This is a genomic window from Microbacterium sp. 71-36 (assembly GCF_001898305.1).
Taxonomy (GTDB): domain Bacteria; phylum Actinomycetota; class Actinomycetes; order Actinomycetales; family Microbacteriaceae; genus Microbacterium.
Window position 1 is genome coordinate 183,067 of sequence record NZ_MKTP01000002.1, and the last position, 16,318, is coordinate 199,384.

A 16,318-nucleotide genomic window follows, 5' to 3' on the forward strand; every position below is an offset into this window, starting at 1 on the left:
ACGCCCGTGCTGATCGAGATCTCGAACACCCCCCGCGACTACGCCTGGGGCAGCTCCACGCTCATCGCCGGCCTCGAGGGGCGGACGCCGTCGGGCTCCCCGGAGGCCGAAGTGTGGTTCGGGGACCACCCGGGGTCCCCGGCGCTCGTGCACGACGGTTCCGACCGGACACTGGATGCCTGGCTGGGCGCGCACGCGGACGACTCGGGCGTCCCCGCTCGTCTGCCGTATCTGCTGAAGCTGCTGGCCGCGGGGGGACCGCTGTCGATCCAGGTGCATCCGTCGAAGGACCAGGCGGCCCGGGGCTTCGCTCGCGAAGAGGCCGCGGGCGTGCCGCGCGACGCCGGCCACCGCAACTACAAGGACGACAATCACAAACCCGAGGTCATCGTCGCTCTGAGCGACACGTTCACCGCGCTCGCGGGACTGCGCGACATCGAGGCGACGCGTCGTCTGATCGCCGCGCTCGGCACGGGCGAGGGCGTGCGGACCCTCGGGGGGTTGTTGGATGCCGATGACCCGGCCGCAGCTCTCCGGGCGGCGATCGCGTGGGTGCTCGACGAGGCCGACGCCGCCTCGATCGAGCAGATCGTCGGCGCCGCGGCATCCGCCCGGTCCGAGGAGTTCGCGGGCGAGCTCCGTCTGACGCGCACGCTCGAGGCCGCCTACCCCGGTGACCCGGGCATCGTCGTCGCGCTTCTGATGAACCTCGTCGAGCTGCGGCGCGGCGAGGCGATCTTCGTCCCGGCCGGCGTCTTGCACGCCTATGTCGCGGGGCTCGGCGTGGAGATCATGGCGGCCAGCGACAACGTGTTGCGGGGCGGTCTGACCACGAAGCACATCGACGTGCCGGAGCTTCTCGCGCTCGTCGACTTCCGCCCCGCGGCTCCGCCCGTGCTCGCCCCCCGCCGGGGCGAGGCGGGGGCGGAGCTCTTCGCCCCCGGCATCCCGGACTTCTCCCTCGCCCACGTGCCCGGCGACGCCGCGGGGGCCGTGGAGCTCGCCGGCGTCTCGATCGCCCTGGCGGTCGCGGGGGAGGCTGTCGTCACGGGTGCCTCGGGGACGAGCATCGCACTGACCCCGGGGCGCGCGGCGGTCATCACCCCCGACGAGTCGCCGTTGTCGGTCGAGGGTGGCGAGCTCTTCGTCGCGATGCCCGGGGAGTGACGCGACACGCCGACGGTGCGTCGTGAAGGTTCACCTCGCCCTTGAGGGTTTACGATCCGCGACTTGACCAATCGGAATGACACGGGTGTAATTACTCGTACGCGCCAGCGTCAGGGGATCGAACGAGGGGGAGGACGAGATGGCGACATCGCAGTACCGGTCCGGTGTCCCGGAGAACTGGTTCGTCGACCCGGTCGACCTGGGGGTCCCGGGCGTCCGTCGCGACATCGACGCCCCTGAGGAGAACACCCTCGCGTGGCAGACCGACGCGCTGTGCTCGCAGACCGATCCCGAAGCCTTCTTCCCGGAGAAGGGCGGATCGACGCGGGATGCCAAGCGCATCTGCACCTCCTGCGACGTGAAGTCCGAGTGCCTCGAGTACGCCCTGCAGAACGACGAGCGTTTCGGCATCTGGGGCGGTCTGAGCGAACGCGAACGTCGCAAGCTGAAGCGTCGCGCCTGAGGCCCGGCGCCCGCGCTGCGGTTCCTGAGGGATCCGTCGCGAACCGGCGCGGCGTACGACAACCCGGAGCACCCCGCCTAGGCTGACCACGCCATGCCCGCCCGTGTACACGCCGTCCTCGTGGTCCGCCCCGAAGGACGCATCCCCGCAGCCCCCCACCTCACGCGTACCCTCGAGGCGCTGGCCGCTCAGACGCGCCCCGTGGACGCGCTCACGATCGTGCTGTGCGGGAACGACCCCGCCCTGACCCGCATCGCCGCCGCCTCCGGTGCCGAGGGCGTCATCACGGCTTCCGCGGGAACGACCTTCGCGGCCGCGACCGCCCTCGCGACCCCGCGGTTGACGGGGGATGCGGTCTGGCTCCTCGCCCAGGACACCGCTCCCGACCCCGACGCGCTCCTCCGGCTCGCCGGTGCGCTCGAACTCTCGTCCTCGCTCGCAGTGGCGGCGCCCAAGCTCGTCGCCTGGGACGACCCGGCCGAGATCGTCTCGCTCGGGGTCAGCATGACGAGGTACGGCCGCACGGTCGAGCTCGCCGCCGGCGAACTGGACCAGGGCCAGCGCGACGGCGACGCGGACGTGCTGGGGGCGGACGTGCGCGGAATGCTCGTGCACCGGGAGTCGTGGCGCGCGCTCGGCGGGCTCGACGCCGCGCTCGGGGGCGCCGACGAGGGACTCGACCTCGCCGTGCGTGCCCGGCTCGCCGCCGACCGTGTCTCGCTCGTCCCCGCGGCGCGCGTCGCCGTCGCCGGAGACGGCGTCGCCGCCATGGCGCGCGGGCGCAAGCGCGCGCGGCGCCGGGCGTTCGCCGAGCGCACCGCCCAGCTGCACCGCCGTCTGGCGTACGCCCCCGCGCCCGCCGTCGTGCTGCACTGGCTCTCGTTCCTGCCGCTCGCGCTGTGGCGCAGCGTCGTCCACCTGGTGGGCAAGGTCCCGCACAAGGTCCTCCCCGAGTGGGGTGCGACGCTCCTGGTGATGGCGCGGATGGCCGCGGTCGCCCGCGCGCGGCGCCGCATCCGGACCGCCCGCACGGTGGGATGGTCCCGCATCGCCCCCCTCCGCGTCTCGCGGTCGGAGATGCGGCTGCGATGGGACGGCGACGCCGCCGAGAGCGACGCCCCGGTGCGGTCGGAGCTGCGCTTCTTCGTCGGCGGCGGTGCGTGGGTGGTCCTCGGCGCGCTGGCCGTCTCCGCACTGCTCTTCGCCCCTCTGCTCGCGTGGCCCGTCCTCGGTGGCGGGGGGCTGGCCCCGCTGCGCGCGACCGTCGCGGGGCTCTGGCAGGACGCCGCGTGGGGCGCACGCCCGCTGGGCCTCGACGTCGTGGGCCCCGCCGATCCCTTCTCCGCACTGCTCGCCCTCATCGGATCGCTGTCTCCCGCGGAGCCCTCCCGCGCGCTCGTCGTGCTGTGGATCCTCGCCCTCCCGCTCGCCGTCCTGGGCGGCTGGTTCGCGGCGACGCGCGTCACCGAATCGTCGCTGCTGCGCATCACCGCGGCGATCGCCTGGGCGCTCGCCCCCGCCTTCCTCGCCGCCCTGGTCGAAGGGCGCCCGGCGGCGCTCCTGCTCCACCTGCTGCTGCCGTGGCTCTTCTTCGCCGCGAGCGTGGCCCACCGGTCGTGGGCGCCCGCCGGGGCGGCATCCATTCTTCTCGTGGCCGTCCTCGCATGCGCCCCGTCGCTCGCCCCGGCGGTCGCGGTGCTGTGGTCGGCCGCGCTCGTGGTCGTCGCGCTGGTCGCGCCCCGGGGCATCGCCCGGGTGGTGTGGCTCGTGGTGCCGTCGATCGTGGTGTTCGCGCCGCTCGTCTGGACGCAGGTGCGGCTCGGCAACCCGTGGGGGCTGCTCGCCGACCCGGGCGTCCCGTTCGCGGGGGACGAGGCCACCGCCGACCCACTCGGTCGTCTGCTGCTCGCGGCCGGGTTCCCCACCTCCGACCCGGGAGGATGGACGGCCCTCACCGGAGGTCCGGTGTGGTGGATCGTGCTGCTCGCCGCGCCGCTCGCGGTCCTGGCGCTGCTGGCGGCCCTCACACCGCGGTGGCTGACCGCCGCCGGGCTGCTCCTCATCGCCGCGACGGGCCTGGCCACGGCGTTCGCGGCCGTCGGTGTGGCCGTGTCGTTCGATCACGCGACGCCCATCCCGCTCTGGCCCGGCTCGGGTTTGAGTCTGGCCTGGCTCGGTGTGGTCGGGGCGGCTGTCGTCGCGCTGGACGCGGGCGTCACCGCGCGCGTCCGAGTGCTCCGCCCCATCGGCGCCCTGGTGACCCTCGTCGCATTGACCGTCGCCGTCGCACCGTCGCTGACCGCCATGACGTCCGACGTTCCGCGCGCCGTGCTGACCAACGGCCCCGCATCGACGCTCCCCGCCTTCGTCGCCGCGGAGGGTCGGGGGTCGACGTCCGTGGGGACGATCGTGCTGGACCCCCGCGCGGACGGCCTGCGCGTCGACGTCGTCTGGGGAGGCAGCGCCACGCTCGGCGGGCAGAGCACCCTGGATGCCACGCGCACCGAGGCGCGCCCCGCCGATCAGGAGTTGGCATCCCTCGCCGCCGACCTCGTCACGCCCTCCTCCGAGGATGCGGTGGGCGCCCTGGCGGCACGCGGCATCGGTTTCGTCCTGCTCGAACCCGGGCCGGGAGGGGAGGACGACGTGATCCGCGGAGCCCGCCTGACGGCGGCGACATCGCTCGACCAGCGCGACTCGCTCGACGCGGTGGGAGCCACGGCGCGCGGCGACCTGTGGCGGGTCACCGCCGGCGTGCAGCCCCGCGCCGCGCTCGACGGCACCCAGGCCCGACTGCAGCAGCTCGTCGCGGCAGGGTGGATCGGCGTGCTCGTCGTCGCCGCGCTCCTCGCCGTCCCGACCGCCGCGTCGCGTCGCGTCGCGCGTCGCACCCCGCGCACCGTCGGCTTCGTCCGGGGAGGTACCCGATGAGCGATCGTCGTCTGGTTCGTGCGGCCACCACCGGCGCCCGCGTCCTCGTGGGGGGCGCCGTGGCCGCGGCGGTCGTCGTCGGGACGATCGCCGGGATCGCCGCGCCGTGGCCGGGTCTCGTCGCCGATCCGGTCCGCGTGGAGGTCACGCCCGCCCCGTCGGACACCGTGCTCGCGTGCGACGGCCCGGTGTTCGCGCTCGGGCGCACGGCCGAGTCGGCCGGCGCGGTCAGCGTCGCCGCCCCGCAGACCACCGTGTCGGGTCCGGACACCTCCGCGGCGGAGACCTCCGCCCTCTCGGGAGCGACCGCGGACGGATCGGGGGATGCCACGGTGTTCCGTGCTCCGCCGCGCGACCGCACCGCGACGGCGTACGCCGCAGCGGGCTCGGCGACGGTCGCGTCGCCCGACCTCATCGGCTTCAGCGCTTCGGCCTGCCGGCCGCCGCTCGCGGAGTCGTGGCTCGTCGCCGGTGCGAGCACGACCGGCGCGAACGACCTCGTGGTCCTCGGCAACCCGGGCGACGTCGCCGCCACCGTGCAGCTGACCGTGTACGGCGCGCAGGGCGTATCCGCCCCGGCATCCGGTGCGGGGATCGTGGTTCCCGCCGGCGGTCAGCGCGTGATCCCCCTCGCGGGCCTCCTTCTGGGCGAGGAGAGCCCGGTGGTCCGCGTCGTCGCCACGGGGGCGCCGGTGCGGGCGTCGCTGCAGGCGGGCCTCACACGCGTGCTGCTCCCCGGGGGGAGCGATCAGGCCGCTCCGCTCGCCCAGGCGTCCACGTCGCTCGTGATCCCCGGCGTCCAGGTCGTGACGGCATCGGCCGGGGACGCCGGGACGGTGCTGCGGCTCCTCGCGCCCGGGTCCGCCACGTCGGCGACCGTGACGATCACCCCGGTGGGCAGCGGCACGCCCGCGGAGAATCCGCGTACCCTCGACCTCCCCGCCGGGACCCCCACGTCCCTCGACCTCTCGAGCCTGGCACCCGGCGCGTACACCGTCTCGATCGACGCCGCCCAGCCGGTCGTCGGGGGCGTGTGGTCGACGACCGGTTTCGGGGCGGGCGCCGACTTCGCCTGGTATGCACCCGCCCCGAGCTTCGGGTCATCCGGTCTCGTGGCGGTCGCGCCGGGGGCGGGCGCTGCGCTCGTCGTCGCGACGGATGCCGCGCGAGGACCCGCCTCGGTCACGCTGACGCCCCCAGCCGGCGGCGCCCCGGTGACCGTGACGGTGCCGGCGGGCGGATCCGCGACGGTGCCGGTGGGCGCGGGGGTCTACGAGCTCAGCCCGGACCGTCCGGTCCACGCCGCGGTGTCCTACGCGGCACCGGGTGCGCTCGCCGGATATCCGCTGTGGCCGGCCGACGCGGCCGCGGGGGCCTTGACGGTCCTGCCCTGACCCGGGGCCGCCGGGCTCAGAAGAAGCGGAAGCGCTCGGGCCCGAGGTCCCACGGATCGCGATCGAGATACTCGGCGGCCGCGCGGAACACGGCGCCCTCGATCATCATGCGGCGGTGCAGATCGTCGTCGATGTGGGGATGTCCGAGACGCTCGATCGGCACCCGGTAGAGGATGATGCGTTTCTGCTCGCGCAGCACCTGCCACCGCGGGATCGCGCCGGTGGCGGCGGGCGGCATGATGCCGATCTCGAAGGACACATCGCGCAGGTCGCTCCACGCGGAGCGCAGGAATTCGGCGGCCGTGCTCACCGCGATGTCGAAGCGCTCGATGCGGGTGTCCAGCGGAGGCAGCGGCGGCCGGACGACGGGGCTGCGGTTCTCCCGACCGTGACGGCCGTGGCGCGAGGGGCGCGCGACCGGACGGGCCTCACGGGTTCGACGACGCATGCGCCCATCCTACGTTCGGCGTGGCGACGGGTCGGCCGCGCTCGGCCGTGCCGCGGCGCGGCGTCGCCGGCCCGGGCGGGCGTCGGCCTAGGCTGACCGGCGATGCGCGACAGACTCTGCTCGAAGGTGGGATGCGCCCGCGAGGCGATGAGCACCCTCACCTACGACTACGGCGACCAGATGGCCGCCCTCGGACCCCTCGGCCGTGCGGGCGACCCGCACGCCCATGACCTGTGCGCGCTGCACGCCGACCGCCTGTCGGTCCCGCGCGGATGGGTCGTCGTGCGGCACGAGACGCTGCGCGCCTGACCCCGCCGGGAGGCGCGAGTCGCCCACGATTCGTCGCCTGATCCCGTCGCGAGGCGACGGATCCCGGCGACTCACGCGCGTTCGGTGAGGGATGCCGCGCGCTCGTTCTCGAGCACCAGAGCGCGGTACTCGCGCTCGCGGCGCACCGCGGCCGCCGCCCGCACGAACGTCTCCGGGTCGGCGGCGGGGATCGGCGCGACGTAGGGCGTCACCGCTTCGGCGAGACCCGCCGCGACGCGTGCCCGCGCGGTCGGCTCGAGGGCCTCGGCGCCGCGGACGAACTGCGCCATGCGCGCGGCGAGGCGGTCGGGCAGACGGGAGACGTCGGCGACCGCGGCCCAGCCCTCCATTCCCGGCGGCACGCCGGGCGCCGCCGCGGGCAGTGGACGGGCGCGGGTGCGTTCGCACGCCGTCCCCGCCAACAGGTCGCCCAGGCGCTGGGCGCGCGGGGTGAACATCCCGACGATCGCGGCGATGCCGCCGAGCGTGAACCACAGCTCCAGCACGCCCACGAGCGCGCGGATGAACGCCTGCCGGAACCCGGCCGCTCCGCCGTCGACGCGGACGACGCGACCGCCGACCGCCCAGCGGCCGAGGCTGCGCCCGCGCGAGAGGGTCTCGACGGCCGTCGGGACCACGACCATCACGACGACGAGGAGGGTGATCAGTCCGATGCGGAAGGCGGAGTCGGGGATCGTGCCCCCCGCCACGAGCACGGAGAGGAACAGCGAGCCCCCGATCAGCAGGGCGATCCCCGCGACCATGTCGATGAGGCATCCCACCGCCCGGAGGAAGAAGCCGAGCGGCTGAACATCCAGCGCGACGGCCTCTCCGGTGAGCGTCTCGTCGGCGTCGAGGTGCGCGCGCGAGATCCGGGTCGCGGGGAGGGGCGCGGGGGAGGCCATGCGTACAGTTGACCACATGGACCTCGACGCCCTCACGGCGGCCCGTCGGCAGGAATGGGCGCGGCTCGACGAGCTGGGGCGCACGCGGCGGCTGAGCGGCCCGGAGGTCGACGAGCTCGTCACCCGCTATCGCGCGGCCTCGGCGGACCTCGCCGACATCAAGACCTCCGCCGGACGGACGCCCCAGGGCGACCACGTGTCGATCCTCCTCGCCCGCACCCGGCTGCGGCTCACCGGGGTCCGCGAGAACGTGCTCCGCCAGGCGCCCCGGTTCTTCCTGCAGCAGCTGCCCGCCGCGCTGTACCGCGTCCGGTGGACGACGCTGGCCGTCGCGGTGGCCTTCGTCGTGGTGGCCACGCTCGTCGCGGTGTGGATCTCGTCGGATCCCCGCGCCGTCGCGGCTCTCGGCGCGCGCAGCGAGCTGCAGAACTACGCCGACGAGCAGTTCGTGCAGTACTACCGCGAGAACCCGAACGCGATCTTCGCCGGAACGGTGTGGACGAACAACGCGTGGATCGCGGCGCAGTGCGTGCTGTTCGGCGTCACGGGCTTCTGGCCGCTGATGGTCCTGATGCAGAACGCCGTCGGCGTGGGCTCCTCGGCGGCCATCATGGTCGCGTTCGACCGCGCCGACGTGTTCTTCCAGTTCATCCTCCCGCACGGTCTGCTCGAGCTCACGGCGATCTTCGTCGCCGGCGCGGCCGGGCTCCACATCTTCTGGGCGTGGGTCGCGCCGGGCCGCCGGACGCGATCCGCGGCCCTCGCGGCGGAGGGGCGATCGCTCGCGACGGTCGCGGTGGGCCTCGTGTTCGCGCTCGGGCTCTCGGGTCTGGTGGAGGGCTTCGTGACGCCCTCGACGCTGCCGTGGCAGGTGAAGATCGCGATCGGCGCGGCGGCCCTCGGCCTCTTCCTCGCGTACATGCTCGTGTGGGGGCGTCGGGCGTTCCGCTCGGGCGAGACCGGTGACGTCACCGAGTACGAGGCCGGCACTCCGACGTTGACGTCGGGCTGAGGCATCCGCGATTCCGGACGTTCCCCGGCGCGTCATTTTTGATTCACTCAAAAATACGTAGGGTGGAACCATGCTCGACGATCGGACGGATGTCACCGCGGACGCGCTCCTGCGCGGCGCGGGGCTGCGGGTCACCGCGACCCGTGTGGCGGTGCTGGGAGCGCTGCGCTCCGGACCGCACGCCACCGCCGACGACGTCTTCGACGCCATCCGGGGGACGCTCCCGGGCACCAGCATGCAGTCGGTGTACAACGCCCTCGGCGATCTCGCCGACGCGGGGTTGGCTCGCCGCATCGAGCCGGCCGGGCACCCCGGCATGTTCGAGCTGCGGGTCGGGGACAACCACCACCACGTCGTGTGCACCGGCTGCGGCCGGGTGGACGACGTGGACTGCGTCGTGGGCGAGGCCCCCTGCCTGCACGTGCCCGAGGGCAGCGGTTTCCTCATCGAGACCGCCGAGGTGACGTTCTGGGGCGTCTGCCCCGATTGTCGAGCGACGTCCGAAGCCGAAAAACCGAGAGGATCCCGATGAGCGACGCTCTGAACGGGTGCCCCGTCTTCCACGATGGTGCCGCCCCCGACGACAACCGACTGCCGGTGGGCGAAGCACCCGCCGACAGCGAGCCGGCCGGCGCCCTGCCCCACCCGACCCGCGGGTCGGCCAACCGCGTGTGGTGGCCCGACAGTCTGAACGTGAAGATCCTCGCGAAGAACAACGAGAAGCGCGACCCGCTGGGCGGCGACTTCGACTACCGCGCCGCGTTCGAGACCCTCGACCTGGATGCCGTGAAGAAGGACATCCAGGAGGCGCTCACCACCTCGCAGGACTGGTGGCCCGCGGACTTCGGCCACTACGGCCCCCTCATCATCCGCATGGCGTGGCACAGCGCGGGCACGTACCGCGTGACCGACGGCCGCGGCGGTGCGGGCGCCGGCATGCAGCGGTTCGCGCCGCTGAACAGCTGGCCCGACAACGTCAACCTCGACAAGGCCCGACGTCTGCTGTGGCCCATCAAGAAGAAGTACGGCCAGGCGATCTCGTGGGCCGACCTCATGATCCTCGCCGGCAACGTCGCGCTGGAGGACATGGGCTTCCCGACGTTCGGCTTCGCCGGTGGGCGCGCCGACGTGTGGGAGCCCGACGACGACGTGTACTGGGGCCCCGAGACCACCTGGCTCGGCGACGAGCGCTACACCGGCACGCGCGATCTCGAGAAGCCGCTCGCGGCCGTGCAGATGGGCCTCATCTACGTCAACCCCGAGGGCCCGAACGGCAACCCCGACCCGCAGCTGTCGGCGCACGACATCCGCGAGACGTTCGGCCGCATGGCCATGAACGACGAGGAGACGGTCGCGCTGATCGCCGGTGGACACACCTTCGGCAAGACCCACGGGGCCGCGTCCGACAGCCACGTGGGTCCCAACCCCGAGGCCGGCGACATCGAGGACCAGGGCTTCGGCTGGAAGAGCGACTTCGGCTCCGGCAAGGGCGACGACACGATCTCGAGCGGCCTCGAGGTGACGTGGACCTACCACCCCACCCGCTGGGACAACGAGTTCTTCCACATCCTGTTCGCCTACGAGTGGGAGCTGTTCCAGAGCCCGGCCGGCGCCCACCAGTGGCGTCCGAAGAACGGCGCCGGCGCCGACATGGTTCCGCTCGCCCACTCCGAGGGGCGCCGCGAGCCGCGCATGCTGACGAGCGACCTCGCCCTCCGCGTCGACCCGGCGTACGAGAAGATCTCGCGCCGCTTCGCCGAAGACCCCGCGGCCTTCCAGGATGCCTTCGCCCGCGCGTGGTTCAAGCTGACCCACCGCGACATGGGCCCGCGTGCCCGGTACCTGGGCCCCGAGGTGCCCGCCGAGGTGCTCGACTGGCAGGACCCCGTGCCCGCCGTCGACCACCCGCTCATCGACGCGGCCGACGCCGCGGCGCTGAAGCAGCAGATCCTCGACAGCGGACTCTCGGTGCAGCAGCTCGTGACCACGACGTGGGCCGCGGCGTCGACCTTCCGCGGCAGCGACAAGCGCGGCGGTGTCAACGGCGCGCGGATCCGCCTCGAGCCGCAGAAGAGCTGGACGGTCAACAACCCCGAGCAGCTGGCATCCGTGCTCTCGGTCCTCGAGAACATCAAGGCCGAGTTCGACGCGCAGGCGGCGGACGGCAAGAAGGTCTCGATCGCCGACCTCATCGTGCTGGCCGGCAACGCCGGTGTCGAGCAGGCCGCCCGCGCGGGCGGTGTCGAGGTCGAGGTGCCCTTCACCCCGGGCCGCACCGACGCGACGCAGGAGCAGACCGACGTCGACTCGTTCCGGTGGCTCGAGCCGGCGGCCGACGGCTTCCGCAACTACGCCTCGCGCGAGTCGCGGCTGCCCGCCGAGTACCTGCTGCTCGACAAGGCCAACCTGCTCACGCTCACGGCGCCCGAGACGACGGTGCTCGTCGGCGGTCTCCGCGCGATCGGCGCGAACTGGGACGGCTCGGACTGGGGCGTGTTCACCGCGACTCCGGGCGCGCTCACCAACGACGTGTTCGTGAACCTCCTCGACCTCGGCACGACGTGGAAGCCGCTGGACGCCGGCAAGCACGCGTTCGAGGGCACCAAGGACGGATCGGGCGAGAAGGTCGGCATCGGTACCCGTGTCGACCTGGTGTTCGGCTCGAACTCGGAGCTCCGCGCGCTCGCCGAGGTCTACGCCTCGGACGACGCGAAGGAGAAGTTCGTGCACGACTTCGTCGCCGCATGGCGCAAGGTGACCGAGCTGGACCGGTTCGATCTGGTCTGAGCCCTGGCATCCCGAAGGCCCGTCCCCCCGCGGGGCGGGCCTTCTGCCGTGTTCGGCGCCGCGTGTGCGCGATGCCGCCCCTGCTGCGCGCTGCGGCGCGCAGCAGGGGCGGTGCGGCGCGCAGCAGGGGCGGTGCGGCGCGCCGCAGGGCCGGCGCCGGGGAGCCGGGGTGCCGGGCTCAGGCGCGGGAGAGGCGGCGGAGGCCCTCGTCGAGCGAGACGGCGGGCGTCCAACGCAGGTCGCGGCGGATCTCGGTCTGATCGAACCAGTGCGCGGTGGAGAGCTGCTCGGCGAGGAAGCGGGTCATGGGCGGTTCGTCGGCGCCCGGACGGACGGCCCAGACCCGCTCGACGAGTCCTCCGGCAGCGCGCGCCACGCCGGCGGGGACGCTGAACCGCGGCGGTCGTACGCCCGACGCGCGGCAGATCCCGGCGAGCAGGTCGCCCACGGGGCGCGGTTCGCCGTTCGTGAGCACATAGGCGCGGCCGCTGACGTCGTCGACGCGCTCCAGCGCGGCCACGATCCCGGATGCCGCGTTGTCGACGTACGTCGAGTCGATCAGCGCCGTGCCGCCGTTGAGCAGCGGCAACCGCCCTCGGCGCGCGCGGTCCACCACGCGGGCGATGAGCTGCGTGTCGCCGGGGCCCCACACGAGATGCGGGCGGATCGCGACGAGGGATGCCGACTCCCCGGCGCGGGAGAGGGCGAGGAGCTCGGCCTCCGCCTTGGTGCGGGCGTACTCGCCGCGGGCGCCGACGGGATCGGCGGGCTCGGCCCCGACCCCGGCCAGGGCATGCCCGGCGTGCGCGACCGACGGAGACGACACGTGCACGGTCCGCGTGACCCCCGCCGCGGCGGCGGCATCGAGCAGCGTCCGGGTGCCCTCGACGTTGACGGCGCGGAACTCGCCCGGGTCGCCCGCGAGCGACACCTTCGCCGCCAGATGCACGATCGCGTCGACGCCCTCGACGGCGGCAGCCGTGGCATCCGGGTCGGTCACCGATCCGAGGCGGTCGTCCGCACCGGGCACGCCGGACGGTCGCCGCTGCAGCGTTCTGACGTCGTGGCCGGCGTCTTGCAGCGCCCGGACGACCGCGCGCCCGAGGAAGCCGGACGCCCCGGTGGCGAGGACCTTCACGGCGCCGTCGGCCGCTCGCCCGCGAGCACCCGCCCGGCCCAGGCCGCGAGGCGCGAGCGGTCGATCTTGGAGTTGTGTCGGATGTCGGTCGGGAGCGCCGGCACCACGAGCACGGCCGCGATCGGCGAAGCCGTCGCCGCGCGCACGACCTCGGTCAGACCCGCGGATGCCACGCCCGCGCGCCGTACTCCCGGATCGCGTTCGACCACCACCGCGATGACCTGCCGCCCGACCGGTCCCACGCCGACGGCCGCCGCGCGCACCACGCCGGGAACCGCCTCGACGTCCTGCTCGATGCCGACCGGCGTGACCGGACCTTCGGCTGTCGTGATGACGTGGGGGAGCCGCCCCTCGATCCACAGGCGTCCGTCGGCGTCGAGATGCCCCACGTCGCCGGTGCGGTGCCAGCGGCCGCGGAGATCGCCCAGGTCGCGCGTCGCCTCGCGGTCGGTGAGGTGAAGTCGGAAGTAGCCGCGCTTGAGGTGCGGCGCGCTGATCACGACCTCGCCCGTGACTCCGGCGTCGGTCGTGGGGATGCCGGTGGCGCGGCCGTCCGCGTCGAGCGGCGCGATGCGCACCCGTCCGCGGCCGATGGGCGCCCCCACACAGACGCCGCGATCGCCGGAGGCGTCGGCCTTCTCGATCTCGGGCAGTGTGACGTCCGCGACGAGGAGGCACTCGGTCATGCCGTATGGCGTGTGCGCCGTCGCGTTCGGCATGAGCTGCTGCGCTCGCTGCAGCAGGGCGGTGCCCACCGGCGCTCCGGTCGAGAGGAAAGTGCGGACGCGGTCGAGCGCCGCGCGATCGTCGGACGCCAGCTCGCCGGCGGTCGCGACGACATTGCGGACGGCGGCGGGCGAGAGGAAGACGATCCCCGCATCCGACGCGCGCACCGCCGCGGCCACGGCGGACGCCGTGAGCGTGCGCGGTGCGGACACATCCATGTCGGGGGTGGCCGAGCGCGTGCCGAGCGCGGGACCCAGCAGAGCGAAGGGCGCGAAACCCGTGACGAGCCCCGTGTCCGGACCGACGTCGAAGTGCTCGGCGAGGGCGTCCCGCAGCGACGAGAGCTGGCGGTGCGTGTAGACGACGCCCTTCGCCGGTCCCGTCGAGCCGGAGGTGAAGAGGACCGCGGCGTCCGCGTCCGCGTCCGGAGGGACGGGCAGCGTCCGGCCGCGCCCCGCCCGGGCGATGTCGGCGAGGCTCGCGTCGACCCCGAGGGCGCGCATCGCGGCGGCGGGGAGAGCCGCGGTCGACACCCGACGGCCCGGCCAGCCGAGAGCGCGCGCGGCGGCGAGCCCGGCGACCTCGCCGATGACGACGTCGGGCACGGTCCCGCGGACGGCGCGGGAGAGACCCCGGATGCCGAGCCCCCGGTCGGCCACGACGACCACGGCGCCGATGCGCAGGCACGCGTACAGCACCGCGGTGAGCGTGGGACCCGGGGGGACGAGGAGGGAGACGCGGTCGCCCGCGCGGATGCCGAGGGCGTCCAGGCCCGCGGCGAGCTCGTCGACCCGTTCGGCGAGCTGCCGCCAGCTCACCCGCAGCGGGGTCCCGGCGGAACCCGTGGCCATGTCGATGACCGCGACGTCGTCGTCCGCGCGGCGCGCGTCGAGGGCCGCCCACAGGGGAGCGGGGGCGGGGGTGTCGTCCGCGGGCGCGGGCGTGCCGGCATCCGGAGCGCTCTGCGCGGCGAGCCAGTCGAGCACCGCCTCGGCGTACGGACGCTCCTCGGCCATCAGGTGACCGGCGCCCTCGTAGCGGTGGACGTCGGCGTGCGGCAGTCGGTCGACGAGGTCGTCGAGATGCGCCTCGAGGAACACGGGGTCCTTCGGGCCGCGCAGCAGCAGGGCCGGGACCTCGAGCTCGCGGAGGCCCGCGGAGAGCGCGCGCAGCGCCGGGGTGCTCTCGTCCGCGGCGGTGGCGGGGATGTCGGCGACGAACCCGCCGATCCCGCGGCGGCGCGCGGCCGTGGCGTACGGCGTGCGGAACGCCGCGCGTACCGCCGGGTCGAGGTCGGCGAGGGCCAGGGTCGTGTCGAGGAACGCGGTCGTCCCGGTCGTGCCCGCGGCGAGCACGCCGCGCGCGGTCGCCACGCGCAGGGGGAACGGCAGCGGCGCGTCCTCGGCGTGATGCACCGCGGTGTTCAACGCGATGACGGCGGCGAGCCGCTCGCGGTTCTGCACGGCCCATCCGAGCGAGACCGGCCCGCCCCAGTCGTGCCCGATGGTCACGATCGGATCAGGGATGCCGAGGGCGTCGACGAGGCCGCCGAGATCGGTGATGCGCTGCGCCAGCGTCCGGCGCAGGTCGGTGCGCTCGGAGAAGCCCATCTCGAGCTGGTCGACCGCGACGACGCGCCACGCGGGAGCGCCCGCCACGGCGCGGGCGAGCGACGCGTTCACGAGCGCGCGCCACAGGTACGACCAGGTCGGGTTGCCGTGGACGGCGACGATCGTGCCGACGGGGGTGACGCCGCGAGCGGTGAGCGCGGGACCGGTGTCCAGGACGTGCCATGTGCGGCGGCGACCGGCATCCGCGTCGGCGCCGTCGACCTCGACGAGGCGGGAGAGGGCGGGGTCGAGACCGGGAAGACCCGCCGGGGGAAGGGTCGCGGACAGGTCCGTGATCGTCACCAGGCCAGCTCCAGCATCCCGGTGTTCAGCCCGGAGCCCACTCCCATCAGCAGGACGCGGTCGCCGCGGCGCAGGGTCTTCTGCTCGTCGGCCAGGGTGATCGGGATGGAGGCGGGTCCCACGTTCCCCAGGTGGGGGTAGGTGACCGGGACCCGGCCGCGGTCGAGCTTCGCGGCGCGGACGATCGCGGAGGTGTGCACCGACGAGACCTGGTGGGTGATGTAGCGGTCCATGCCCGTCCACGAGAACTCTTCCCGGGCTTCCTTCCACGCCGAGACCACGAGGTCGAGGCCGCCCTTGAGCAGCGCCTTCGCGTCGGTGAACATGCCGTCGACGCTGCCGACGCAGAGGTCGTAGAACTGGGTGGCGGCGCGCGTGACGCCCCCGACGATCCGGTGGCCCTCGGGGTGGTCGCTCGCGCGGCCGAGCACCGCGGCCGCGGCGCCGGAGCCGAGCGTCAGCGACGCGAACTCCTGCATGAACGCGTCGCGGTCGAGGTCTTCGCGCACGAGCCGGTTGATCGTGTTGACCTGGATCTCGTCGGCGTCCTCGCCGTTGACGATGAGGGCGTACTTCACCTGACCCGACTGGATCATGCCCGCCGCGAGACTCATGCCGTTGATGAAGCCGAGGCAGGCGTTGGCCACGTCGAAGTTGATCGCCGAGCTCGGCAGCCCGAGGCCGTGGTGCAGGCGCACCGCGACCGAGGGCTCGAGGTGCTTGCGCGTCACCGAGGTGTTGATGATGAGTCCGACCTCGCTCGGGTCGACGCCCGCCTCGGCGAGCGCCTGCTTGCCGGCGGCGATCGTCGCCTCGTCGGACGACTCGCCCTCGGCCCAGTTGCGGCGCTCCACCACTCCGGCCACGCGGCGCAGGAGTCCCGGCTTCAGCTTCAGCCGCGACAGAGCGGGCGCCAGCCTCTCTTCGATGTCGTCGGAGGTGGTCACGCGGCTGGGCAGCACGCTGGCCACCGAGACGAGGGCCACATCGTCGAAGCGAGTGGTGGCGTTTCCTGGCAAGAGAGCTCCCGCATCCTGTGCGTAGACGGCCGAGCCGCGCGCGGAGGGACACGCCGGCGGCTGGAAGGGTACCCCCCAGGATAAGCCGCGACGTATGCGACCGGCT

General features: G+C 74.0%; 13 protein-coding genes. 8 read left to right on the forward strand and 5 right to left on the reverse strand.

From position 1 onward, the window contains the following. Positions 1-6: 6 nt before the first annotated feature. From manA to BGO45_RS09455, 4 genes are all read left to right on the forward strand, one after another. Complete coding sequence (manA, locus tag BGO45_RS09440) at positions 7-1,167, forward strand: mannose-6-phosphate isomerase, class I (protein ID WP_292693324.1); 1,161 nt, start codon at positions 7-9, stop codon at positions 1,165-1,167. A 139-nt stretch (positions 1,168-1,306) separates the two neighbouring features. Next, a complete protein-coding gene (locus tag BGO45_RS09445) occupies positions 1,307-1,630 on the forward strand; it encodes a WhiB family transcriptional regulator (RefSeq protein ID WP_076491016.1) in 324 nt (107 codons plus the stop codon). 93 nt (positions 1,631-1,723) lie between these two features. Next, positions 1,724-4,561: a glycosyl transferase gene (locus BGO45_RS09450; protein WP_292693329.1), complete on the forward strand. Its 2,838-nt coding sequence runs from the start codon at positions 1,724-1,726 to the stop codon at positions 4,559-4,561. Then, positions 4,558-5,955, forward strand: coding sequence for a DUF5719 family protein (locus BGO45_RS09455; RefSeq protein ID WP_292693332.1), 1,398 nt, complete (start codon positions 4,558-4,560; stop codon positions 5,953-5,955). Before BGO45_RS09450 ends, BGO45_RS09455 begins: the two co-directional genes overlap by 4 nt. 16 nt (positions 5,956-5,971) lie before the next feature. Here BGO45_RS09455 and BGO45_RS09460 read toward each other — a convergent pair whose 3' ends face one another. Beyond that, the gene (locus tag BGO45_RS09460; protein WP_292693340.1) at positions 5,972-6,403 is read right to left on the reverse strand and encodes a hypothetical protein; all 432 of its coding nucleotides are present in this window, start codon (positions 6,401-6,403) and stop codon (positions 5,972-5,974) included. A 102-nt stretch (positions 6,404-6,505) separates the two neighbouring features. Here BGO45_RS09460 and BGO45_RS09465 point away from each other — a divergent pair, with 102 nt between their 5' ends. Beyond that, positions 6,506-6,712 carry a DUF3499 family protein gene (locus BGO45_RS09465; RefSeq protein WP_022878762.1) on the forward strand — a complete coding sequence of 69 codons (207 nt, stop codon included), beginning with the start codon at positions 6,506-6,508 and terminating at the stop codon, positions 6,710-6,712. A 71-nt stretch (positions 6,713-6,783) separates the two neighbouring features. Here the strand turns inward: BGO45_RS09465 and BGO45_RS09470 are convergent, their stop codons facing one another. Next, positions 6,784-7,617 carry an RDD family protein gene (locus BGO45_RS09470; protein WP_292693349.1) on the reverse strand — a complete coding sequence of 278 codons (834 nt, stop codon included), beginning with the start codon at positions 7,615-7,617 and terminating at the stop codon, positions 6,784-6,786. Between the two features lie 16 nt (positions 7,618-7,633). On the opposite strand from BGO45_RS09470, the gene BGO45_RS09475 reads away from it, so the two are divergent. The 3 genes from BGO45_RS09475 to katG all read left to right on the forward strand — a co-directional run bounded on the left by BGO45_RS09475 (position 7,634) and on the right by katG (position 11,416). Continuing rightward, entirely contained in the window at positions 7,634-8,629 is a 996-nt protein-coding gene (locus BGO45_RS09475; RefSeq protein ID WP_076491010.1) for a stage II sporulation protein M, read from the forward strand. Between the two features lie 70 nt (positions 8,630-8,699). Continuing rightward, the gene (locus BGO45_RS09480) at positions 8,700-9,161 is read left to right on the forward strand and encodes a Fur family transcriptional regulator (protein ID WP_292693354.1); all 462 of its coding nucleotides are present in this window, start codon (positions 8,700-8,702) and stop codon (positions 9,159-9,161) included. Then, positions 9,158-11,416, forward strand: a complete 2,259-nt coding sequence (katG, locus tag BGO45_RS09485; protein WP_292693357.1) for a catalase/peroxidase HPI — start codon at positions 9,158-9,160, stop codon at positions 11,414-11,416. Before BGO45_RS09480 ends, katG begins: the two co-directional genes overlap by 4 nt. A gap of 178 nt (positions 11,417-11,594) precedes the next feature. Here the strand turns inward: katG and BGO45_RS09490 are convergent, their stop codons facing one another. From BGO45_RS09490 to BGO45_RS09500, 3 genes are read right to left on the reverse strand one after another with little or no spacing between them, the layout of a single operon-like run. Next, complete coding sequence (locus BGO45_RS09490) at positions 11,595-12,554, reverse strand: NAD(P)-dependent oxidoreductase (protein WP_292693359.1); 960 nt, start codon at positions 12,552-12,554, stop codon at positions 11,595-11,597. Continuing rightward, positions 12,551-15,193 (reverse strand): alpha/beta fold hydrolase, encoded by a 2,643-nt coding sequence (locus tag BGO45_RS09495; protein WP_292693362.1) that lies wholly within the window; start codon positions 15,191-15,193, stop codon positions 12,551-12,553. Before BGO45_RS09495 ends, BGO45_RS09490 begins: the two co-directional genes overlap by 4 nt. Then, positions 15,190-16,212, reverse strand: coding sequence for a 3-oxoacyl-ACP synthase III (locus tag BGO45_RS09500; RefSeq protein ID WP_076491006.1), 1,023 nt, complete (start codon positions 16,210-16,212; stop codon positions 15,190-15,192). The genes BGO45_RS09495 and BGO45_RS09500 overlap by 4 nt, the downstream gene beginning before the upstream one ends. Positions 16,213-16,318: the final 106 nt, after the last annotated feature.